The organism is Streptomyces sp. NPDC029122, assembly GCF_055569445.1.
In genome coordinates, this window is record NZ_JBVHWK010000004.1 from 142,470 (window position 1) to 164,697 (window position 22,228).

Consider the following 22,228-nt stretch of genomic DNA (forward strand, 5'->3'; position numbering starts at 1 on the left):
CCTCGACGGCCGGCGCCGGAGCCGACTCCACGACGACCTCGGCCGCCTCCGCGGCAGGAGCGGCCACGGCACGCGTCGCACGGCGACGGGCACGCGGCGCGGGAGCGGCCGGAGCCTCCTCGACGGCCGGGGCGGAAGCGGCCGGGGCGGTCTCGGCGGCGGCCTCCGGAGCGGTCTCGGCGACCGGAGCGGTGGTGGCACGGGTGGCACGGCGGCGGGTGCGCGGGGCCGGAGCGGCCGGAGCCTCCTCGACGGCCGGCGCCGGAGCCGACTCCACGACGACCTCGGCCGCCTCCGCGGCAGGAGCGGCCACGGCACGCGTCGCACGGCGACGGGCACGCGGGGCCGGAGCGGCCGGAGCCTCTTCGACGGCCGGCGCCGGAGCGGCGGCGGCCTCTACGGGCGCCTCGGCGGCGACGCCGCCGGGCGGGCCGGCCGGCCGGGAAGCCGCGCGGCGACGCCTGCGCGGGGGCAGGTTGTCGCTGGGGCTGCCACTGTCGGCGGCGGGGGTGTTCTCGTTTTCGTTGTTGAGCATGCGGGGTTCTCCCGTCACGCTCCCGGGCGCCGCGGCTGACGTCCGGTCCGGCACGGCTCCGCGCGAAGGGCGCGGAGCCGGCCTCCGGGGCGCGTTCGCCACACGGGAGCTGTAGTCCATGGCCGCCGGTTCCGTACGTCTTGTCCGTACGGCCTGGCGGAAGTCTTCAGGTCTGTGCGCTGCCCGACCCAGGTGGCTCCCGAGTGCCAGGGCGGCGCGACGACGACGTTCCTTACGCGGCGGGACCTTCCGGCGCCTTCGCGTCGGCATTCACGGCGGCCGTGGGTGGGGCGGCCGTGACGGCTTCGCGGTCGGGCGCGAGCGGGTCGGTCACCGTGCCGGACTCCTCGTCGAAGAGCCCCTGCGCCAGCCTGGTCACCGCTGCGGGGACCGGCGGCGCCAGGTCGGCCACAGCGTGGAGACCGGACAGGACGTCGTCGGGTCGCACGACAGGTGTCAAATGCCGAACAACCAGCCGCAGTATCGCACAGGCATGGTCCAGCGGCCTATCAACCGGGGCGGGAAGGGCCTCCAGACTGACGACGGCCCCACGGGTGTCGAAGGTCCGCATGCCGTTCTTGGTCCGGCGCTGCACCTCGACCGTCTCGGCGGCGAGGAAGACCTCCACCGCCCGCGCGGCGTCGGCGGGCTCCACGCCCTCCAGGCGCAGCTCCCAGACGGAGGCCGTCAGGCGGTCCGCGAGCCCGGAGGTACGGGCCTCGACGGCGTCGACGATGTCGAGGCCGGCCGGCATGGACTCGTCGAGCAGCTCGCGGAGCTTCTCGGGGTCACGTGCCTCGGCGAGGCCGATCTCGAGGTACTCGGCCTCGCTGCCGGTCCCGGTGGGGGCGGCGTTCGCGTACGAGACACGGGGGTGCGGGGTGAAGCCGGCCGAGTACGCCATGGGTACCTCGGCGCGGCGCAGGGCCCGCTCGAAGGCGCGCTGGAAGTCTCGGTGGCTGGTGAACCGGAGGCGGCCACGCTTGGTGTAGCGCAGTCGGATGCGCTGCACCACCGGTGCGGGAGGCGGGCCTTCGGGCTGTCGCTTGCCCAGTGGTTCTTCTCCTTGTGCGGGGCGGCGCGGCTCGCGCGCCACCCTGAGGTCTGTCGACCCGTCCGGCTCACCCCCGCCGTTCGCGCAGGGAGATCTCGGGAGCGGGTGCCGCGTCGGCGGCTGTCGTACTACCCAGAGTACGCGCCCGTGACCTCGCCGGTTCCCGGGGCGGTCCCCCGAACAGCACGCGCCGGACCTCGGCCCGCGCCTCGCGCACCGCGGCACGGGAGGTACGCCACACCTCGCGCACGGCGTGCCCGAGGGGTGTGGCCACCTGCCGGTACACCCACGCGGCGGGCCGGACGACCCAGCCGCGCCACAGCCGGCGCAGGCCGCGGCCGAGGGCGCGGGTGATCCGGCCGGCGAGGTGCCAGGCGCTGTCGAGGAGGCGCCCTAGGGGTGCGAGTACGTACCGGTACAGCAGGGAGAGCGGCGGCAGGAGCACGTACCGCCACAGCCCCACCCACGGCCACACGAACAACAGCCGCCAGAGCCAGCCCGCGAGCCACCGCAGCCCCTGCCCGGCCGGCAGGAGGACGTACCGCCACAAGCCCACCCACGGCCACACGAACACCAGCCGCCAGAGCCAGCGCACCAGCCACCGCAGCCCGTGCCCGGCCGGCGTGAGCACCTCGCGGTACAGCCAGCCCGACGGCAGCACCACCACGTGCCGCACCACCCATGCGATCCCGGTCCCGAGCGGCACCAGCACGTACCGCCCGAAGGAGAGGAACAGCCAGGCGGTCCCCAGCCCGAGGGGCCGCAGCAGCCAGGTGTACGCGGCGCCGGAGACGGGCACGACCAGGTAGCGCCACAGTCCGGCCCAGGGCCAGTAGAAGAGGAGGAGCAGCAGCGGCCTCAGCGCGTACCGCCACACCCGCGCGAGCACCCACCCGGCGGCCCGCCCCAGTGGCGCCAGCACACGGCGCCGCGCGGCCCGCGCGCCCAGCACGAGCAGGTCCCACACGGCCCGCACCGGCAGCACCACCAGCACGGCCACGATCTTCACGGGCACCCTGACCACTCCGGTCAGGCACCCGTCCCCACCCGGCGCCGCCTGCTGCTTTTCCATCCGCATGCCGCTAAGGACACCAGAACCCGCAGTTCCGTTGCGCCCCGGCCCGGGCCGTGCGGGCCGGAGGGCCGGCGCACGAACACGCATGCCCCCACCGTCGGACGGTGGGGGCACGGCGCGGAGGGCTCAGCCGGAGGCCGGGCTCACTTCACGACCGACAGCGGCAGCAGCTTCTTGCCGGTCGGGCCGATCTGGATCTCCGTCTGCATCTGAGGACAGACCCCACAGTCGAAGCACGGGGTCCAGCGGCAGTCCTCGACCTCGGTCTCGTCGAGGGCGTCCTGCCAGTCCTCCCAGAGCCAGTCCTTGTCCAGGCCGGAGTCCAGGTGGTCCCAGGGCAGTACTTCCTCGTACGTGCGCTCGCGGGTGGTGTACCAGGCCACGTCCACGCCGTACGCCGGCAGGGTCTTCTCCGCCGCCCGCATCCAGCGGTCGTACGAGAAGTGCTCGCGCCAGCCGTCGAAACGGCCGCCGTCCTCGTAGACCGCGCGGATGACGTCGCCGACGCGGCGGTCGCCGCGCGAGAGGAGGCCCTCGACGATGCCCGGCTTGCCGTCGTGGTAGCGGAAGCCGATCGAGCGGCCGTACTTCTTGTCGCCGCGGATCTTGTCACGGAGCTTGCCGAGACGGGCGTCCGTCTCCTCGGCCGACAGCTGCGGGGCCCACTGGAAGGGGGTGTGCGGCTTCGGCACGAACCCGCCGATGGACACCGTGCAGCGGATGTCGTTCTGGCCGGAGACCTCGCGGCCCTTGGCGATGACGTTGACCGCCATGTCGCCGATCTGGAGGACGTCCTCGTCGGTCTCGGTCGGCAGGCCGCACATGAAGTACAGCTTCACCTGGCGCCAGCCGTTGCCGTAGGCGGTGGCGACGGTGCGGATCAGGTCCTCTTCCGAGACCATCTTGTTGATGACCTTGCGCATGCGCTCGGAGCCGCCCTCGGGGGCGAAGGTCAGGCCGGAGCGGCGGCCGTTGCGGGTGAGCTCGTTCGCCAGGTCCACGTTGAAGGCGTCCACGCGGGTCGACGGCAGCGACAGGCCGACCTTGTCGTCGCTGTAGCGGTCGGCGAGGCCCTTGGCGATGTCGGCGATCTCGGTGTGGTCCGCGGAGGACAGGGAGAGGAGGCCGACCTCCTCGAAGCCCGTCGCCTTGAGGCCCTTCTCGACCATCTCGCCGATGCCGGTGATGCTTCGCTCCCGCACGGGGCGCGTGATCATGCCGGCCTGGCAGAAACGGCAGCCGCGGGTGCAGCCGCGGAAGATCTCCACGGACATGCGCTCGTGGACGGTCTCCGCGAGCGGGACCAGGGGCTGCTTGGGGTACGGCCACTCGTCGAGGTCCATGACGGTGTGCTTGGAGACGCGCCACGGCACGCCGGAGCGGTTCGGGACGACACGGCCGATGCGGCCGTCCTCGAGGTACTCGACGTCGTAGAAGCCCGGCACGTACACGTTGCCGGTCTTCGCGAGGCGCAGCAGGACCTCCTCGCGTCCGCCCGGGCGGCCTTCGGCCTTCCAGGTGCGGATGATCTCGGTCATGTCGAGGACGGCCTGCTCGCCGTCGCCGATGACCGCGCAGTCGATGAACTCCGCGATCGGCTCGGGGTTGAAGGCCGCGTGCCCGCCCGCGAGGACGATGGGGTGGTCGACCGTCCGGTCCTTGGACTCCAGCGGGATGCCGGCGAGGTCCAGCGCCGTGAGCATGTTGGTGTAGCCCAGCTCCGTGGAGAAGGACAGGCCGAACACGTCGAAGGCGGAGACGGGGCGGTGGCTGTCCACGGTGAACTGGGGCACCTGGTGCTCGCGCATCAGGGCTTCCAGGTCGGGCCAGACCGAGTACGTGCGCTCGGCGAGGACGCCCTCGCGCTCGTTCAGCACCTCGTAGAGGATCATGACGCCCTGGTTGGGCAGACCCACCTCGTAGGCGTCCGGGTACATGAGTGCCCAGCGGACGTCACAGGCGTCCCAGTCCTTGACGGTGGAGTTCAGCTCACCACCGACGTACTGGATCGGCTTCTGAACGTGCGGAAGCAGGGCCTCGAGCTGAGGGAAGACTGACTCGGCGGGCATAGCAACCTTCGTGAGCGGGCAGGGGGGCGACTCTCAAGCGTAACCCGCTCGGAGCCGCCGCCTGAATCCCAGCGGCCGGCGAAGCGCGGAGCGCGCACCGGACCTGGCCCGCGTTCACAGGGAGGAGCGGAGCTTCGGTCGCGACGCCCGGGCCCAGACGGCCGGGAGGTCGCGTTCGGCGCGTTCGGCCCGGGCCTCCTCGCGGCCGTGGAGGAGCCCCCAGGTGAAGGAGGGCTCGCCGGCGCCGTGGGCCTGGTGGGCCAGGTCGCGCAGGACGGTGCGGGTGACCACGCTGTCCTGGTGTTCGCCGAGCACGTCCTGGACCGCCTCCATGGCCTTGGCGAACTTCGTGGCGGGCTTCCCGAGGGCGGGTTCTGCGGCCTCCGCGCCGTAGCGGGCGCGTTTGGCGGCCTTGCGGGCCTCGTGGAGGGCGCGGTCGCGTTCCTGGCCGGGGTCGAGGGTCAGGGCGCGGTCGACCCGTCGGGCGAGCCTGCGGTAGTCGCGCAGGATCGCCTTGGGAAGGGCCTTGCCGGCGGGTTTCGCGGCCCTGGGCAGCAGCGGCGGGTCGGCGAGCAGGGCCTCCAGGGTGTCGAGGAGGGTGAGGTGCCGGGCGTCGTCGAGGGCGGCGAGGGCGCGGCGGCGCGACGCGGAGCGGCTGGTGCTGTTCCAGGTGCGCAGCCGCTTGTGGACGGGGCCGGCGAGGAGGGGGTGGGGGAGGCCGGCGACCGCTTCCCGGAGGTGGTCGTGGAGGACTTCCCGGTCGCGGTCGACGCCGAGTTCCGTGCCGAGCCGGCGCAGTTCTTCGCCGATGGGGTCGGTGACCTCGCGGTCGAGGATCTTGCGGTAGGTCTTGAACGCGCTGCGCAGGCGCCGGGAGGCGACCCGCATCCGGTGCACGGAGTCGGGCTGGTCGCGTCGTACGGCCGGGTCGTAGCTGATCAGTGTGTCCACCTGCTGGCGCAGGTACGCGAGGACGTGCGCGCCGGCGGTTCCGTCGGCCGGGCCGGGCGCGGGGCGGGCGGGGGCCCCGCTGCCGGTCTCGGCGAGGGCGCGGGCGAGTTTGGAGGGGGCCTCGGAGACCTTGAGCCCGGCCTTCTGGAAGGTCTGTTCGACGGCGTCGAGGAGTGCGGCTCCGGTGCCGTCGGCGAGTTCGACCTCGACCTCGGTCCAGTCCGCGATGGCCCCGCCCCGTTCGGCGTGGACGGTGTCGGTGCTGAGCTGTGCGAGGAGGGTGCCGTCGGCGTCGAGGAGGTCGCTGGTGCGGCGTTCGGAGCGCAGCCGGACCTGCGGTTCGAGCCGGTGGTCGCGGACCCGGGAGCGGACCAGGGCGGCGAGGGCGGGCGGGACGGTGTCGGCGAGGGGGGCGTGGACCTCGTCGCGGACCCCGGGGGCGACGGGGAGTTTGAGGTGCCAGCCGGAGTCCTCGCCGCCGGTGCGGCGGCGCAGGGTGAGGCCGTCGGCGGCGAGCCGGTGGTCGGGGGTGTCGTAGTAGACGGCGTCGAGGTGGTCGGTGCCCCGGTCGTGGACGGCCGCGATGGCGGCGGTGCCGGTGAGGTCGGGGAGCTCCTGCCGGGCGCCGGCCCGGGGCTCTGCGCGCCGGGCGGCCTTGCCGTGCCCGGCCGCCTCGCCGCCCTCACCGGGTTTCGCCGCCCGGCCGGTGTCTTTGGTGCTTCCGGTCGTGCCGGCGCCGCCGTCGGTGTCACCGGTGGTGCCGGAGCGCTTCCCGCCGGATCGCGGGAACTCGAATTTCCGCTCCATCTCGCGCTTGGTGTCCGCCATGAACCGAATCTAGTCCCGATCGGAGCACGGTGGGAGAGGGCCTCGGCGTTCGGCGGAACGACCCCCTCCGCACGGTGTGGCTCAGGCCGAGAGGGGGCGTTGCACGCGGATCGACTGGAGCAGTCCGACGGCCACCCAGACGGCGAACATCGACGATCCTCCGTAGGACACGAAGGGCAGCGGCAGGCCGGCCACCGGCATGATGCCGAGGTTCATCCCGATGTTCTCGAAGGCCTGGAAGGCGAACCAGGCGATGATCCCGGCGGCCACGATGGTCCCGTACAGCTCGGTGGTGGCGCGGGCGATCATGCAGGCGCGCCACAGGACCACTCCGAGCAGGCCGATGATGAGGATGCCGCCGATGAAGCCGAGCTCCTCCCCCGCGACCGTGAACACGAAGTCGGTCTGCTGTTCGGGCACGAACTGGCCCGTGGTCTGGGGGCCCTTGAACAGGCCGGAGCCCGTGAGGCCGCCGCCGCCGATCGCGATGCGCGCCTGGTTGGTGTTGTAGCCGGCGCCGGCGGGGTCGAGCTCGGGGTTGGCGAAGGCGGCGAAGCGGTTGATCTGGTACTGGTCGAGGACGCCCAGCTGCCAGATCAGGATGGCTCCGGCGGTTCCGGCGCCGATCAGGCCGACCACCCAGCGGTTGGAGGCGCCGGAGGCCAGCAGCACTCCCAGCACGATCACGACCATCACCATGACCGACCCGAGGTCGGGCATCAGCATGACGATGCCCATGGGCGCGGCGGCCAGGCACAGCGCCTTGACCACGGTGCGGTGCTCGGGATGTTCCAGGTCTCCGGCGTCGACCCGGGCCGCCAGCAGCATCGCCATCACCAGGATGATCGTGACCTTCACGAACTCCGAGGGCTGGAGCGAGAAGCCGCCGCCGATGACGATCCAGGCGTGGGCGCCGTTGATGGTGGCGCCGAGCGGGGTGAGCACGGCCGTGACGAGCAGGAGCGAGAGCCCGTAGAGGACCGGGACGGCCCCGCGCAGGTTGCGGTGGCCGAGGAGGACCGTCCCGATCATCAGGAGGAAGCCGATGCCGGTGTTGAGCAGGTGGCGCCAGAGGAAGTACTGCGGGTCGCCCTGGTTGAGGGTGTCCCGGTGGCGGGTCGCCGACCACACCAGCACGGCGCCGATCAGGGACAGGGCGAGCGCCGACAGCAGTATCGGCCAGTCGAGGCGGCGCAGGACCGAGTCACGGGCCGTCAGCCGGGCGAGCGGGCCCTTCTGGGGCGCGTACCGGGATACGGAGAAGTTGTTGGCGGTCTGCATCATCACGTCTCAGTCATGCCGCAGGGGCGGCGGGCCGGCGAGCGCGGGCGGCGCCAGCTCCTCCGGGGACGGGGGCACGTACGGCCGGATCTCGGGGGCGTCGATGGTGCCGTCGGGGTGGACGGTGGGCAGCTCGGCCTGCGGCTTGGGCAGGAGGGCCTTGCCGGTGTCCTTGCCGTCCATGGTGAGGCCGTACATCGCGTTGTAGATGTTGCGCACGGCGGGGCCCGAGGCTCCGGAGCCGGTGCCGCCCTGGGAGATCGTCATCACGATGGTGAAGTCGTCGGTGTAGGTCGCCAGCCAGGAGGTGGTCTGCTTGCCGTAGACCTGGGCGGTGCCCGTCTTGGCCCGCAGCGGGATTCTGTCCAGCGGCCAGCCGCCGAACCGCCAGGCGGCGGTGCCGCCGGGTTCGACGACCATGCGCAGGCCCTTGTCGAGGTCGGCGACGGTCTTGGCGTCGACCGGCAGCTTGCCGTGGGAGGTGGGCTTGATCTCCTGGATCTTGCCGTCGGGGCTGATCACGGCCTTGCCGACGGTGGGGTTGTAGAGGGTGCCGCCGTTGCTGATGGCGGCGTAGGCGGTGGCCATCTGGATGGGGGTGACGAGGACGTCGCCCTGGCCGATGGCGAAGTTGATGCTGTCGTAGGCCTTGAGCTGGTTGCCTTCGAGGCAGCTTTCGTAGGCGATCTGCTCGACGTAGGTGCCGCCCTTCTTGCCCTGCTTGCACCAGGAATCCTTGTTGGCCGCCCAGAAGTTCTGCTTCCACTGGCGGTCCGGGATGCGTCCGGTGACCTCGTTGGGCAGGTCGATGCCGGTCTCGGAGCCGAGTCCGAACTCACGGGCGGTCCGGTAGAACCAGTCGTGAGCGTCCTTCTTGGGTTCGAGGCCGCCGTCGCGCTGCCACTCCTTGTGGCCGAGGGCGTAGAAGACGGTGTTGCAGGAGAACTTGAGGGCTTCGCCGAGGGTGATGGGGCCGTGGCCCTTGGACTCGAAGTTCGCGAAGCTGCGGCCGCCCATGTTGTAGGAGGCGCTGCAGTTGTACTTGTCGTTGAAGGCGTAGCCGGCGCGGACGGCGGCGCTCGCGGAGACCACCTTGAAGATGGAGCCGGCGGGGGCTTGGCCCTGAATGGCCCGGTTGAGCAGCGGGTAGTTGGAGTTCTTGCTGGTGAGGTTGGCGTAGTCCTGGCCGGAGATGCCGCCGACCCAGGCGTTGGGGTCGTAGTCGGGCTGGGAGGCCATGGCGACGACGCGGCCGGTCTTGGTCTCCATGACGACGACGGCGCCGGAGTCGGCCTCGTACTTGCGTCCGGTGATGTTGTCGGTCTCCTTGCGGACGACCTTCATCGCCTGGGCGAGCTCGTACTCGGCGACGGACTGGACCCGGGCGTCGATGCTGGTGACGAGGGTGGATCCGGCGACGCCGGGGTCGGACTTCGTCTGGTCCATGACGCGTCCGAGGTTGTCGACCTCGTACGAGGTGACCTGCGCCTTGCCGCGCAGCTCCTTGTCGTACGTGCGCTCGAGCCCGGAGCGGCCGACCTGGTCGGAGCGCAGGTGGGGCGAGTCGGTGTCCTTGGCCTTCTGGATCTCGTCGTCGGTGACGGGCGAGAGGTAGCCGAGGACCTGCGCGGTGCGGGCGGCGCCGGGCGCGGGGTAGCGGCGCACCGCGGTCGGTTCGGCGGTGATGCCGGGGAAGTCCTCGGGGCGTTCGCGGATCTGGAGGGCCTGCTGGGTGGTGGCCTCCATGGTGACCGGGATCGGCTGGTACGGGGAGCCGTTCCAGCAGGGCTTGGGGGTCTGGGAGTCGCAGAGCCGGATCTTGTCCATGACGTCCTGCGGCTTCATGTCCAGGACTCCGGCGAGGCGGGTCAGGACGGCCTTGCCCCGGTCCTTTATCCGCATCAGCTCGGTGCGGGAGGCGGAGACGACCAGGCGGGTCTCGTTGTCGGCGAGGGGGACGCCGCGGGCGTCCAGGATGGAGCCGCGCACGGCGGGCTGCACCACGCGCTGGACGTGGTTGCTCCTGGCCTCGTCGGCGTACTCGTGGCCGTTGCGGATCTGGAGGTACCAGAGCCGGCCGCCGAGGGTGCAGAGCAGGGAGAAGACGAGGATCTGGATGATGACGAGCCGGATCTGCACCCGGGGGGTGCGGCCGGTCTCGGGAATGTTGGTCATGCCTCGTTCTCCCCCGTCACAGCTTCTTGACGTTCTTCACGCCTTTGACGCCCTTTATCCGGCCGGCCCGGTTCGCGCGGCCGCGGGCGGTGCGCAGCCGCAGGCCGCCGCGCCGGCTGCCGATGCTGAGGCCGGTGCCGCCGGCGAGCCAGCCGGAGGACACGTCGGCGCCCTGCGGCGGGCCGCCGTTGGCTTCGACGGCCATCGGGTCGTTCTCGGCCCGGCGGGCGAGGGCCATGATCCACGGCACCGTGAAGGGGGCCAGCAGCAGGTCGTAGAGGACGGCGGTGAACAGCAGCCCGCCGAGGCCGACGTGACGTTCGGCGGTGTCGCCGACCAGGGCGCCCACGCCGACGTAGAGCAGGATCGAGCCGACGGCGGCGGCGAGCACGGTGAGCATCGGGCCCCAGGCGGAGCGGAACCGGCCGTTGTCGGGGCGGGCCAGTCCCACGAGGTAGCCGATGATGCACAGGACGAGGGCGTAGCGGCCCGCCGCGTGGTCGGCGGGCGGGGCCAGGTCCGCGAGGAGTCCGGCGCCGAAGCCGAGGAGGGCGCCGGAGGTCGGCCCGTACACCAGGGACAGGGCGACGACCGTGAGCAGCATCAGGTCGGGGACGGCGCCGGGGAGCTGGAGCCGCCCCAGGACGGTGACCTGGATGACGAGGGCCACCACGACGAGGGTGGCGGAGAGCAGGATCCGGTTGAAGCGCATGGATCAGCGTTCCTCCTCGTCCGCGGGCCGGCCGGAGACGCTCGGGGAGGGCGTGACCGTGACGGTGACCGTCGGTGTGGGCTTGGGGGGTTCGGGCTTGGGCGGCAGGACGGCGTCGCGCGGGTCTTCGCGGGGCGGTACGACGACCACGCCGACGATGTCGAGGCGGGAGAAGCCGACGAAGGGGCGGACGTGGATGGTGCGGGTGAGGCCGCCGTTGGAGGGGTCGACTCGGACGACCTCGCCGAGCGGGACGCCGGGTACGAAGGGCTTGTTGGCGCGGGAGCCGAAGGTGACCAGGCGGTCGCCGGGGCTGACCTTGGCGCGGCCGTTGAGCATCTGGACCGACAGCGCGCGGTCGCCCTGGCCGGTGGCGAAGCCCAGTTCGCCGCTCTGCTCCAGGCGGGTGCCGACGGTGAAGTCGGGGTCGTTGGCGAGCAGCACGGTGGAGGTGTCGGGGCCGACGGTGGTCACCCGGCCGACGAGGCCGTCGCCGTTGAGGACGGTCATGTCGCGCTCGATGCCGTCCTTGCTGCCGGCGTCGATGGTGACGGTCCAGGAGAAGCCCTGGGCGGACCCTATGGCGATGACTTCGGCCCCCTTGATGCCGTACTGTCCGGCGCCGGCGCGCTTGAGCATCTCGTCGAGCTCGTGGATGCGGCTCTTGGCCCGCTCGTCGCTGCCCATCCTGGTCTTCAGGAGGGCGTTCTCGCGTTCCAGCCGGGTGATGCGGTTGTGGCGCTCGTCGGAGTCGCGTACGGCCCCTATGGCGTTGGCGACCGGGCCCACCGCGGTGGCGACGCCCTTCTCGACCGGACCGAAGACCGCTGCCGCGGCCTTGCGGGCACCGTCGACCGGTGACTCCTCGCCCGCTCTGATGTCCACCGTGATCAATGCGAACGCGATGGCGATCAGCAGCACCAGGAGCAGCCGGCTCTCTCGTGTGTCCCTCACGTGCGGCGGCCGTGCCTTCCTCGTAGAAAACCCGTGCGGCGGAGTCGCTCCGGCGGAGCCGGGGCCGCGCCGGACTGTGCCTGTATATCAACGATCCGCCGCACCGGCGCGGTAGCACCCGTACGGCGGATCCTTGTGTTCCGCATGCCCCGTTGGAGGGGGTTTGATCACCGCCGGGGCTGGGCGTCCAGGACCTGCTGGAGGGCTTCGAACTCCTCGACGCACTTGCCGGAGCCGAGGGCCACCGAGTCGAGGGGGTCCTCGGCGATGTGGATCGGCATGCCCGTCTCGCGGCGCAGCCGCTCGTCGAGGCCGCGCAGCAGGGCTCCGCCGCCGGTGAGGACGATGCCGCGGTCCATGATGTCGCCGGACAGTTCCGGCGGGCACTTGTCGAGGGTGGTCTTGACGGCGTCCACGATGGAGTTGACCGGCTCCTCGATGGCCTTGCGCACCTCGGCGGCGGAGATGACGACGGTCTTCGGGAGGCCGGAGACCAGGTCGCGGCCGCGGATCTCGGTGTGCTCGTCCTTGTCGAGGTCGTACGCCGACCCGATCGTGATCTTGATCTGCTCGGCGGTGCGCTCGCCGAGGAGGAGCGAGTACTCCTTCTTGATGTGCTGGATGATCGCGTTGTCCAGCTCGTCGCCGGCCACCCGGATGGACTGTGCCGTGACGATTCCGCCGAGGGAGATGACGGCGACCTCGGTGGTGCCGCCGCCGATGTCCACGACCATGTTGCCGGTGGCCTCGTGGACGGGCAGGCCCGAGCCGATGGCGGCGGCCATGGGCTCCTCGATGATGTGCACCTGGCGGGCGCCGGCCTGCGTGGACGCCTCGATGACGGCGCGCCGCTCCACCCCGGTGATGCCGGAGGGCACGCAGACCACGACGCGCGGGCGCGCCAGGTAGCGACGCTTGTGGATCTTGAGGATGAAGTACCGGAGCATGCGCTCGGTGATCTCGAAGTCGGCGATCACGCCGTCCTTGAGGGGCCGTACGGCGACGATGTTGCCGGGCGTCCGGCCGATCATCTTCTTCGCCTCGGAGCCGACCGCCAGGATTCCACCGGTGTTCGTGTTGATGGCGACCACGGACGGCTCGTTCAGAACGATTCCCCGGCCCCTCACGTACACCAGCGTGTTGGCGGTCCCGAGGTCGATCGCCATGTCACGGCCGATGAACGACATGTTGTTCCCCTTGTTCCCCATGAGGAGCGTCTGGCCTTCCAGTTGATAGCGGCTGCTGTCAGGTCGGCGAGGTGGGTGTGTGGGTGGAGGCCCCATCGTAGTGCCGCCAGTACCGGTACCGCGCGACGGGACTCCGGCGATCGTGCCGGAACGGAAACCCGCCCCCTGATTGGTGACGTCGTGTCCTTGCCATGCGTTCCCGGCCGACACCCGCAATACCGAAGGGCGACCGAAATTACTTCGGTCGCCCCAGGTCATGAGCGCTATTCGGCTGATGTCTCGTCAGGAAGGACTGTTCCCGGAAATCAGAGCGCGGGGAAGAAGAGCTTCAGCTCGCGCTCCGCGGACTCCTCGGAATCCGAGGCGTGGATCAGGTTCTCGCGGACGATGGTGCCGAAGTCCCCGCGGATGGAACCGGGCGCCGCGGCGATCGGGTCGGTGGGCCCGGCCAGCTGGCGGACACCCTCGATCGCACGTTCCCCTTCCACCACCAGGACGACGACCGGGCCGCTCGCCATGAAGCCCATCAGGGGCTCGTAGAAGGCCTTGCCCTTGTGCTCACCGTAGTGGGCCTCCAGGGTCTGCGCGTCGAGCGTGCGCAGCTCCATCGCCGGGATGGTCCAGCCGGCCTTCCGCTCGATGCGGCCGATGATCTCGCCGACCAGCCCGCGACGGACGGCGTCGGGCTTGAGGATGACGAGAGTGCGCTGGGTCATGTGGGTGCTCCTTGCGGCAAACGGGTGCGGTGCGACGAATCTACAGGGCCGAAACGGTGAACCGTCACGCAGCGTCAGGAGCGGCGGCTTCCGCCTGACGGGCGGCCCAGCTCGCCTTGATCGCGTCGATCTTGCGGCCGTAGTGCACCGAGCACCACCACAGGCCCGCGAAGACCGCGCCCAGGAAGAACATCGTCGGGACCACGAAACCGCTCGCGATCAGCCCGATCTGCAGCGCCCAGCCGATCTGCACCGCGCCGGGACGCGAGAGCATCCCGCACAGCAGCACCGACAGCAGCATCGTCACACCGCAGACCGTCCACACCTCGGCCTGGGTCAGGTCCGGGTTCTTCATGGCCACCAGGCCCGCGAAGCCGACGATGAAGAATTCACCGATCAGCGTGCTCGCGCAGAGCGTGCGCATCGATCCCTCAGCCCTTCTTGAACAGCAGGCGGGCCTCGCCCACCGTGATCACGGAACCGGTCACCAGGACCCCGGCCCCTCCGTATTCGGCCTCTTCCTCCGCAAGGGTGACGGCCGCCTCCAGCGCGTCGTCCAGCCGGGGCTCCACCTGCACCCGGTCCGGGCCGAAGACCTCGACCGCGATCGCCGCCAGTTCGTCCGCGCCCATCGCCCGGTGGCTGGTGTTCTCGGTGACCACGACCTCCGCGAAGATCGGCTCGAAGGCCTCGAAGACGCCCTTGACGTCCTTGCCCTCGCTCGCGGCCACGACACCGATCAGCCGGCTGAAGCCGAAGGCCTCGGTGACCGCCTCCGCGGTGACCTGCGCGCCCGCCGGGTTGTGCGCGGCGTCCAGGATCACCGTCGGGCTGCGGCGCACGACCTCCATGCGGCCCGGCGAGGTCACCGAGGCGAAGGCCTGCCGGACGGTGTCCGCGTCCAGCTCCCGCGCGTGCTCCCCGCCGACGCCGAAGAAGGCCTCGACGGCGGCCAGCGCGACCGCCGCGTTGTGCGCCATGTGGGCCCCGTACAGCGGCAGGAAGATGCCGTCGTACTCGCCGCCCATGCCGCGCAGGGTGAGCATCTGGCCGCCCACCGCCACCTCGCGGGAGACGACGCCGAACTCCATGCCCTCGCGGGCCACCGTCGCGTCGGCCTCCACGGCCTTCTTCAGCAGCACCTGTGCCGCGTCCACCGGCTGCTGCGCCAGGATCACGGTGGCGTCCTGCTTGATGATGCCGCCCTTCTCCTGGGCGATCTCGCCGGGCGTGGAACCGAGCCGGTCCGTGTGGTCCAGGCTGATCGGGGTGATCACCGCGACCGTCCCGTCGATCACGTTGGTGGCGTCCCAGCTGCCGCCCATGCCGACCTCGACCACGGCCACGTCGACCGGCGCGTCCGCGAAGGCCGCGTACGCCATGCCGGTGAGCACCTCGAAGAACGACAGCCGGTACTCCTCGGCGGCGTCGACCATCTCCACGTACGGCTTCACGTCGTGGTACGTCTCGACGAAGCGCTCGGCGCTGATCGGTGCCCCGTCCAGACTGATCCGCTCGGTCACGGACTGGACGTGCGGGCTGGTGTAACGGCCCGTGCGCAGGTCGAAGGCGTTCAGCAGGGCCTCGATCATGCGGGCCGTACTGGTCTTGCCGTTGGTGCCGGTGACGTGGATGGACGGGTACGCGCGCTGCGGCTCGCCCAGTACGTCCATCAGGGCGGCGATCCGGCTGACGGACGGCTCCAGCTTGGTCTCGCCCCACCGGGTGGCCAGCTCCTGCTCCACCTCCAGCAGCGCCTTCGCCACCTCCGGGTCCTCGGGGCGGGACGGCACGGGGTCGCCCGACGGCGGCCCGGCCTGGGCGCGCAGGGTACGGCTGCCGGCCTCGATCACCGCCAGGTCGGGGTCGCGGTCGGACTCTTCCGCCACAATCTGGTCGAACTCGTCGAAGGTACCGTCGCGGTCGCGGTCGTGGCTCTGGGGCTGCTGCTCACTCACGGGGACCAGTCTACGGACGGGGACCCGCAGGACTTCCGGCCCGGGCGTTTCGGGACCTACGGCCGCGAAGGCGACCTGATCGTCATGCGAGCCTTGCGGCAGGAGAGGGGGGACCGAATGCCGCAGGCCAGCACCACCACGACCGCCTCCAGCCGCGACATGGGGACGGACCTCGGGACCGCCGACACCCTCGTCTACGCCCGCGGCCACGGGATCGTCCTCAATGAGCCGTCCGTGGTGGCGGTCAGGGCCGGAACCGCCACCGCCCTGGCCGTCGGTGCCGAGGCCAAGGAGACCACCGGCCGCACCCCGAGCGGTCTGCTCGCCCCCGCCGGGGCATGAGCGCCCGCCCGGTCAGCCGTGCGGCAGCGTCGCCACCACCTCGTACGAGTCCGGCGTCCGCGTCGCCGTCAGCGTGCCCCCCAGGCTGCGGACCCGTTCGGCCATGCTCGCCGTACCCGAGCCCGCCGAGACCGGGGCCCGGCCCGGGGCGCCGTCCGGCAGTCCGTTGCTGACGGCGATCCGCACGTGCGCGCCGTCCGCCCGGACCGACACCTCGATGGTCTCGCCGCGGGCGTGCTTGGCCGCGTTGGTCAGGCACTCCTGCACCACCCGGTAGACCGCGGCCTGCCGCAGCGGCGACAGCGCGTGCGCCTGCGGGTCCAGCGCCAGCCTGACCGGCGAACCGGCCCGCCCGCTCTGCTCCGCCAGCGCCGCCAGCCCGTCCACACCGGGGGTCGCCGCCCGCTCCCCGCGCTGCACGATGATCTCGTTGAGGACCAGGTGCGCCCGCCGGGCGGTGTCCGACAGCTCCTCGAAGTCCTTCGCGTACGGCGTCTCCCGCGCCCGCATCGACAGCACCTCCGAGCGCACCGTCAGCAGGGTCAGCTCCCGCCCCACGAAGTCGTGGACGTCGCGGGCGACCGAGGTCCGCTCCTGCTGCACGGCGCTCAGCACCGCCGACTCGGCCCGCCGGGCCTCCAGCTCGCGCACCAGGTCGTGCCGGCAGGCGGCGATCCCGACGGCGGAGGCGAGCACCCCGATCGGCACCACCAGGCCCAGGAAGGAGCTGAGCGTCGCCACCTTCGGCTCGGGCCAGCCCGGCAGGCAGAACACCGAGACCGCGAAGGCCACGTACCCGAGGGTGGCCAGGACCGCGGCGCGGCGCCCCCGGTACCGGCCGACGGAGTACAGCGCGAACTGGATCAGGGTCAGCTCGTGCAGCCAGCCGATGAACAGCAGGGCCGTGAGGTACGCCGCCCACGGCATCCGGCGCCGCGCCAGCAGCGTCGAGCAGCCCGCGGTGAGCACGGCGGCGGCCCCCGCCCCGCTGAGGGAGTTGTCGGCGGCGGCGAGGCCGGGCAGGTCCAGCGCCATCAGGGCCAGGCAGCTCAGCGCGGCGAGGGCGTCCTGCGCCCGGGGCGAGGCGCCCCAGCCCTCGGCCATCCGGCGGCCGGAGGCCAGGGCCCGGTGGAACGCCGGCGGGACGGGCTTGACGTGCATCCCCCCATCATCCGTGGTCGGCCCGGGGGGTGCGGATCGAGGGGTGCCGCATATGAAGTGATATGCGGCACCCCGGTCATCGCCGGGCAAGGGCTCACGCGAAGGCCCCCGCACCGTCCGGAGACGGTGCGGGGGCCTTCGTGCGCGGCAGCGACGCGCGGCTACGCGGCGGGCAGGGCGGCCAGCTGCGCCTGGATCCGGGCGATGTCCGCCTCGGCCTTGGTGAGACGGCCCTTGATCTTGTCCACGACGTTGTCGGGGGCCTTGGCGATGAACGCCTCGTTCGCCAGCTTCGCCTCGGCCTGCTGCTTCTCCTTCTCGGCGGCGCCCAGGTCCTTCGTCAGGCGCTTGCGCTCGGCCTCGACGTCGATGGTGCCCGACAGGTCGAGCGCGACCGTGGCGCCGGCGACCGGGAGGGTCGCGGAGGCACTGAAGGCGTCGCCCTCCGGCTGGAGTCGCAGCACCTGGCGGATGGCCGCCTCGTGCGCGGCGAGCGCCGTACCGGACAGGTCGAGACGGGCCGGCACCTTCTGCTTGTCGTCGAGGCCCTGCTCCTTGCGGAACCGGCGGACCTCGCGGACGAGGTTCTGGACGCTCTCGATCTCGGCCTCGGCGGCCTCGTCGCGGAAGCCACTGTCGTTCGGCCAGTCGGCGATCACGAGGGACTCACCGCCGGTCAGCGTGGTCCACAGCGTCTCGGTGACGAAGGGGACCACCGGGTGCAGCAGGCGCAGCATCACGTCGATGACCTCGCCGAGGACCCGGCCGGAGACCTTCGCCTGCTCGCCGCCCGCGAAGAAGGTCGTCTTCGACAGCTCGACGTACCAGTCGAAGACCTCGTCCCACGCGAAGTGGTAGAGCGCCTCGCTGAGCTTCGAGAACTGGAAGTCCTCGTAGTAGCCGTCGACCTGCGCGACCGTCTTGTTGAGGCGGGACAGGATCCAGCGGTCGGTGGCCGACAGCCGCTCGGCCGGCGGCAGCTCGCCCTCGATCGTGGCGCCGTTCATCAGCGCGAAGCGCGTGGCGTTCCAGATCTTGTTGGCGAACTTGCTGGATGCCTGGACCCAGTCCTCGCCGATCGGCACGTCCGTGCCGGGGTTGGCGCCCTTGGCCAGGGTGAAGCGGACGGCGTCGGAGCCGTACTTGTCCATCCAGTCGAGCGGGTCGACGACGTTGCCGAAGGACTTCGACATCTTCTTGCCGCGCTCGTCGCGGACCAGGCCCGTCAGCGCGATCGTCTTGAAGGGAACCTCGCCGTCCATGGCGTACAGGCCGAACATCATCATCCGGGCGACCCAGAAGAAGATGATGTCGTGGCCGGTGACCAGGACGTCGGTGGAGTAGAACTTCGCCAGGTCCGGGGTCTTCTCCGGCCAGCCCAGCGTGGAGAACGGCCACAGGCCGGAGGAGAACCAGGTGTCCAGGACGTCCGTGTCCTGGGTCCAGCCCTCGCCCGTGGGCGCCTCTTCGTCGGGGCCGACGCAGACGACCTCGCCGTCCGGGCCGTACCAGACCGGGATGCGGTGGCCCCACCACAGCTGGCGCGAGATGCACCAGTCGTTGAGGTTGTCGACCCAGTCGAAGTACCGCTTCTCCATCTCCTGCGGGTGGATCGCGACCCGGCCGTCACGGACCGCGTCACCGGCGGCCTTGGCCAGGGTCTCGACCTTGACCCACCACTGGAGGGACAGGCGGGGCTCGACCGTGGTCGAACAGCGCGAGCAGTGCCCGACGGAGTGCAGGTAGGGGCGCTTCTCGGCGACGATGCGGCCCTGCTGGCGCAGCGCGCCGACGACCGCGGAACGCGCCTCGAAGCGGTCCAGGCCGAGGAAGGGGCCGTGGACGGTGATGACACCGTGCTCGTCCATGATCGTCATGTTGGGCAGGTTGTGGCGCTGCCCGATGGCGAAGTCGTTCGGGTCGTGGGCGGGCGTCACCTTGACGCAGCCGGTGCCGAACTCGGGGTCGACGTGCGCGTCCGCGACGACCGGGATGGAGCGGTCGGTGAGCGGCAGCTTGACGAGCCGGCCGACGAGGTGCTTGTAGCGCTCGTCGTCGGGGTGGACCGCGATGGCCGTGTCACCGAGCATCGTCTCGGCGCGGGTGGTGGCGACGACGAGGCTGTCCTCGCCCTCGCCGTACCGGATGGAGACGAGCTCGCCCGCGTCCTCCTGGTACTCCACCTCGATGTCGGAGATGGCCGTCAGACAGCGGGGGCACCAGTTGATGATGCGCTCGGCGCGGTAGATCAGGCCGTCGTCGTAGAGCTTCTTGAAGATGGTCTGGACGGCCCGGGACAGGCCCTCGTCCATGGTGAAGCGCTCGCGGGACCAGTCGACGCCGTCGCCGAGGCGGCGCATCTGGCCGAGGATCTTGCCGCCGTACTCTTCCTTCCACTGCCAGACGCGCTCGACGAACTCCTCGCGGCCCAGGTCGTGGCGGGACTTGCCCTCCTCGGCGAGCTGCTGCTCGACCTTGTTCTGGGTGGCGATGCCGGCATGGTCCATGCCGGGCAGCCACAGGGACTCGTAGCCCTGCATGCGCTTGCGGCGGGTCAGGGCGTCCATGAGGGTGTGCTGGAAGGCGTGGCCCAGGTGGAGCGAGCCGGTGACGTTCGGCGGCGGGATGACGATGGTGTACGGGGGCTTCTCGCTCGCGGGGTCGGCCGTGAAGTACCCACGCTCTACCCAGCTCTCGTAGAGCTTCCCCTCTACCTCGGCCGGCGCGTAGGCGGTCGGCAGTTCGGAGTTGGGTGCGCTGGGTGTCTGCGTGTTCTCGGTCACGGGCACAGTTTAGGGCCGTAACGGTCCGGTACTGAAACCCGTAATCCGGGGGCCCGCCGCCCCGGGCGCCCATGCCTTCCGCCAGGATGTGTGAAACGGATAAGCAAACCTCACAGGGGGACGCGGGATGAGTTACAACCAGCCGGGGCCGTACGGCCAGCAGCCACAGCAGCCGGGCTCCTACGGGCAGCAGCCGCCGCAGCCGTACGGCCAGCCCCCCCAGCAGCCCGGCTACGGCTACCCCCAGCAGGCCCCGCCGCCCCCGCCGGCCTACCCCCAGCAGGGCGGCTACCAGACCCCTCCCCCGCCCCCGCAGCCCCCGTACGGCCAGCAGCCCCAGCCGCCGGCGTACGGCTACCAGACGCCGCAGCAGCCCCAGCCCGCGTACGCACCCCCGCCGCAGCCCCCGAAGAAGTCGAAGGCGGGCCCGATCATCGCGGTGGTCGTCGCCGTGGCCGTGATCGCCGGAGCCGGCTGGTGGTTCCTGGGCGGCGCGGCCGGCTCGGTCTCCGACGCCACGAAGGGCTACAAGCTGGTCGCGCCGGAGTCGGTGGGCGAGTTCCAGAAGAACCCGAAGTACGAAGAGAAGCCCATCAGCGACAAGGACAAGCAGGAAGCCGAGGCCGTCGGCATCAAGAACCCCACCCAGGTGGGCATGAGCTACATGGCCGGCGACCCGAAGAATCCGCTCACGCAGAAGGGCATCAACTTCAGCGGCGTCTACGGCGACATCGCCGACCCGGAGAAGTCGGTCGACGCCTACTTCGCCATGTTCAAGATGAACGCCGCTCAGAAGAACGACAAGTCGACGGTCGAACTGGTCGGCAGCCCGAAGGAGATCACTCCTGAAGGGTTCGATGGCGCCGTGCTCAAGTGCCAGGAGATCAAGGCGACTCCGAAGGACCCGAGCAAGGGAATCAAGGAATTCACGCTGCCCGTCTGCATCTGGGGTGACTACAGCACCCTGGCCGCGGTCAGCGCCAGCGACGCCGTCTCCATCCTCGCCGGCAAGCCCGGCTACACCCTGGAGCAGACCGCCGACTTCACCGCGAAGCTCTACAACACCGCCCGCGTCAAGAAGTAGCCGCGGCCACCCACGCAGAAGGGGCGCTCCCGGTCGGGAGCGCCCCTTCTGTATGCCCTTGCCGCTACGCCGACTTCTCGTGCGGGCCCTGGTCCTTCGGGACGATGCGGGGGACCAGCGTCGGGTTGACGTTGGAGCGGACCACGTCGGCGCTGATGACCACGCGGGCCACGTCCTTGCGGGACGGGACCTCGTACATCACCGACATCAGGACCTCCTCCATGATGGCGCGCAGGCCGCGCGCGCCCGTCTGGCGGAGGATCGCCTGGTCGGCGATGGCCTCGAGGGCCTCGCGCTCGAAGTCCAGCTCGACGCCGTCGAGTTCGAACAGGCGCTGGTACTGCTTCACCAGCGCGTTGCGCGGCTCGACCAGGATCTGGAGGAGGGCTTCCCGGTCCAGGTTGTGCACCGAGGTGATGACGGGGAGGCGGCCGATGAACTCGGGGATCATCCCGAACTTCACCAGGTCCTCCGGCATGACCTCCTGGAACTGGTCGCTCGCCTCGATCTCGCGCTTCGAGCGGATCGTCGCCCCGAAGCCGATGCCCTTGGCGCCCGCACGCGACTCGATGATCTTCTCCAGGCCGGCGAAGGCGCCGCCCACGATGAAGAGCACGTTCGTCGTGTCGATCTGGATGAACTCCTGGTGCGGGTGCTTGCGGCCGCCCTGCGGCGGGACCGACGCCGTGGTGCCTTCCAGGATCTTCAGGAGGGCCTGCTGGACGCCCTCGCCCGAAACGTCGCGCGTGATCGACGGGTTCTCGCTCTTACGGGCGACCTTGTCGATCTCGTCGATGTAGATGATCCCCGTCTCGGCCTTCTTGACGTCGTAGTCCGCCGCCTGGATCAGCTTGAGCAGGATGTTCTCGACGTCCTCGCCCACATAGCCCGCCTCCGTCAGCGCCGTCGCGTCGGCGATGGCGAACGGGACGTTCAGCATGCGGGCCAGGGTCTGGGCCAGCAGGGTCTTGCCGGAACCCGTGGGACCCAGCAGGAGGATGTTGGACTTCGCGAGCTCGATCGCGTCGTCACGGCCCTGCGCGCCGCCGTTCTCGCCGGCCTGGACGCGCTTGTAGTGGTTGTACACCGCTACCGAGAGCGCCTTCTTCGCCGGCTCCTGGCCGACGACGTAGCTCTCCAGGAACTCGTAGATCTCACGGGGCTTGGGGAGTTCCTCCCACCGGACCTCGGAGGTCTCCGCGAGTTCCTCTTCGATGATCTCGTTGCAGAGGTCGATGCACTCGTCGCAGATGTACACACCGGGTCCTGCGATGAGCTTCTTCACCTGCTTCTGGCTCTTTCCGCAGAACGAGCACTTGAGCAGGTCGCCGCCGTCACCGATGCGTGCCACGAGGTGCTTCCC

The 22,228-nt window shown here is 70.9% G+C and carries 16 protein-coding genes and 2 pseudogenes; 2 read left to right on the forward strand and 16 right to left on the reverse strand.

Annotation, left to right across the window (positions count from 1 at the left end):
* The 13 genes and pseudogenes from ACZ4WZ_RS07230 to folC form a co-directional block, all read right to left on the reverse strand.
* Window positions 1-535: pseudogene (locus ACZ4WZ_RS07230) on the reverse strand (hypothetical protein); the annotation flags it as partial.
* A 232-nt stretch (window positions 536-767) separates the two neighbouring features.
* Window positions 768-1,547 carry a TIGR03936 family radical SAM-associated protein gene (locus ACZ4WZ_RS07235; protein WP_467886220.1) on the reverse strand — a complete coding sequence of 260 codons (780 nt, stop codon included), beginning with the start codon at window positions 1,545-1,547 and terminating at the stop codon, window positions 768-770.
* A 109-nt stretch (window positions 1,548-1,656) separates the two neighbouring features.
* Entirely contained in the window at window positions 1,657-2,667 is a 1,011-nt protein-coding gene (locus tag ACZ4WZ_RS07240) for a hypothetical protein (protein WP_467886223.1), read from the reverse strand.
* Window positions 2,668-2,807: 140 nt separating this feature from the next.
* Complete coding sequence (locus tag ACZ4WZ_RS07245; protein ID WP_388938936.1) at window positions 2,808-4,733, reverse strand: TIGR03960 family B12-binding radical SAM protein; 1,926 nt, start codon at window positions 4,731-4,733, stop codon at window positions 2,808-2,810.
* A gap of 114 nt (window positions 4,734-4,847) precedes the next feature.
* A complete protein-coding gene (locus tag ACZ4WZ_RS07250) occupies window positions 4,848-6,512 on the reverse strand; it encodes a CYTH and CHAD domain-containing protein (protein ID WP_467886225.1) in 1,665 nt (554 codons plus the stop codon).
* An 81-nt stretch (window positions 6,513-6,593) separates the two neighbouring features.
* Window positions 6,594-7,793 (reverse strand): rod shape-determining protein RodA, encoded by a 1,200-nt coding sequence (gene rodA / locus ACZ4WZ_RS07255; protein WP_467886612.1) that lies wholly within the window; start codon window positions 7,791-7,793, stop codon window positions 6,594-6,596.
* Window positions 7,794-7,802: 9 nt separating this feature from the next.
* Window positions 7,803-9,968 (reverse strand): penicillin-binding protein 2, encoded by a 2,166-nt coding sequence (mrdA, locus tag ACZ4WZ_RS07260; RefSeq protein ID WP_388938933.1) that lies wholly within the window; start codon window positions 9,966-9,968, stop codon window positions 7,803-7,805.
* Window positions 9,969-9,984: 16 nt separating this feature from the next.
* Window positions 9,985-10,680 carry a rod shape-determining protein MreD gene (gene mreD, locus ACZ4WZ_RS07265; RefSeq protein ID WP_467886229.1) on the reverse strand — a complete coding sequence of 232 codons (696 nt, stop codon included), beginning with the start codon at window positions 10,678-10,680 and terminating at the stop codon, window positions 9,985-9,987.
* A gap of 3 nt (window positions 10,681-10,683) precedes the next feature.
* Entirely contained in the window at window positions 10,684-11,634 is a 951-nt protein-coding gene (mreC, locus tag ACZ4WZ_RS07270; RefSeq protein ID WP_467886232.1) for a rod shape-determining protein MreC, read from the reverse strand.
* Window positions 11,635-11,801: 167 nt separating this feature from the next.
* The gene (locus ACZ4WZ_RS07275) at window positions 11,802-12,821 is read right to left on the reverse strand and encodes a rod shape-determining protein (RefSeq protein WP_030008578.1); all 1,020 of its coding nucleotides are present in this window, start codon (window positions 12,819-12,821) and stop codon (window positions 11,802-11,804) included.
* A 305-nt stretch (window positions 12,822-13,126) separates the two neighbouring features.
* Window positions 13,127-13,537: a nucleoside-diphosphate kinase gene (ndk, locus tag ACZ4WZ_RS07280; protein ID WP_467886235.1), complete on the reverse strand. Its 411-nt coding sequence runs from the start codon at window positions 13,535-13,537 to the stop codon at window positions 13,127-13,129.
* Between the two features lie 64 nt (window positions 13,538-13,601).
* On the reverse strand, window positions 13,602-13,961 hold the full coding sequence (locus tag ACZ4WZ_RS07285; RefSeq protein ID WP_388938929.1) for a DUF4233 domain-containing protein: 360 nt from the start codon (window positions 13,959-13,961) through the stop codon (window positions 13,602-13,604).
* A gap of 7 nt (window positions 13,962-13,968) precedes the next feature.
* Window positions 13,969-15,495, reverse strand: coding sequence for a bifunctional tetrahydrofolate synthase/dihydrofolate synthase (folC, locus tag ACZ4WZ_RS07290; RefSeq protein ID WP_467886239.1), 1,527 nt, complete (start codon window positions 15,493-15,495; stop codon window positions 13,969-13,971).
* Window positions 15,496-15,612: 117 nt separating this feature from the next.
* Here folC and ACZ4WZ_RS07295 point away from each other — a divergent pair.
* Window positions 15,613-15,822, forward strand: a pseudogene (locus ACZ4WZ_RS07295) (rod shape-determining protein); the annotation flags it as partial.
* Between the two features lie 27 nt (window positions 15,823-15,849).
* Here ACZ4WZ_RS07295 and ACZ4WZ_RS07300 read toward each other — a convergent pair.
* On the reverse strand, window positions 15,850-16,998 hold the full coding sequence (locus ACZ4WZ_RS07300; protein WP_467886242.1) for a sensor histidine kinase: 1,149 nt from the start codon (window positions 16,996-16,998) through the stop codon (window positions 15,850-15,852).
* Window positions 16,999-17,159: 161 nt separating this feature from the next.
* A complete protein-coding gene (locus tag ACZ4WZ_RS07305) occupies window positions 17,160-19,781 on the reverse strand; it encodes a valine--tRNA ligase (RefSeq protein WP_467886245.1) in 2,622 nt (873 codons plus the stop codon).
* A 127-nt stretch (window positions 19,782-19,908) separates the two neighbouring features.
* On the opposite strand from ACZ4WZ_RS07305, the gene ACZ4WZ_RS07310 reads away from it, so the two are divergent.
* Complete coding sequence (locus tag ACZ4WZ_RS07310; protein WP_467886248.1) at window positions 19,909-20,865, forward strand: hypothetical protein; 957 nt, start codon at window positions 19,909-19,911, stop codon at window positions 20,863-20,865.
* 64 nt (window positions 20,866-20,929) lie between these two features.
* Here ACZ4WZ_RS07310 and clpX read toward each other — a convergent pair whose 3' ends face one another.
* The gene (gene clpX, locus ACZ4WZ_RS07315) at window positions 20,930-22,216 is read right to left on the reverse strand and encodes an ATP-dependent Clp protease ATP-binding subunit ClpX (RefSeq protein ID WP_388938919.1); all 1,287 of its coding nucleotides are present in this window, start codon (window positions 22,214-22,216) and stop codon (window positions 20,930-20,932) included.
* Between the last annotated feature and the right edge of the window lie 12 nt (window positions 22,217-22,228).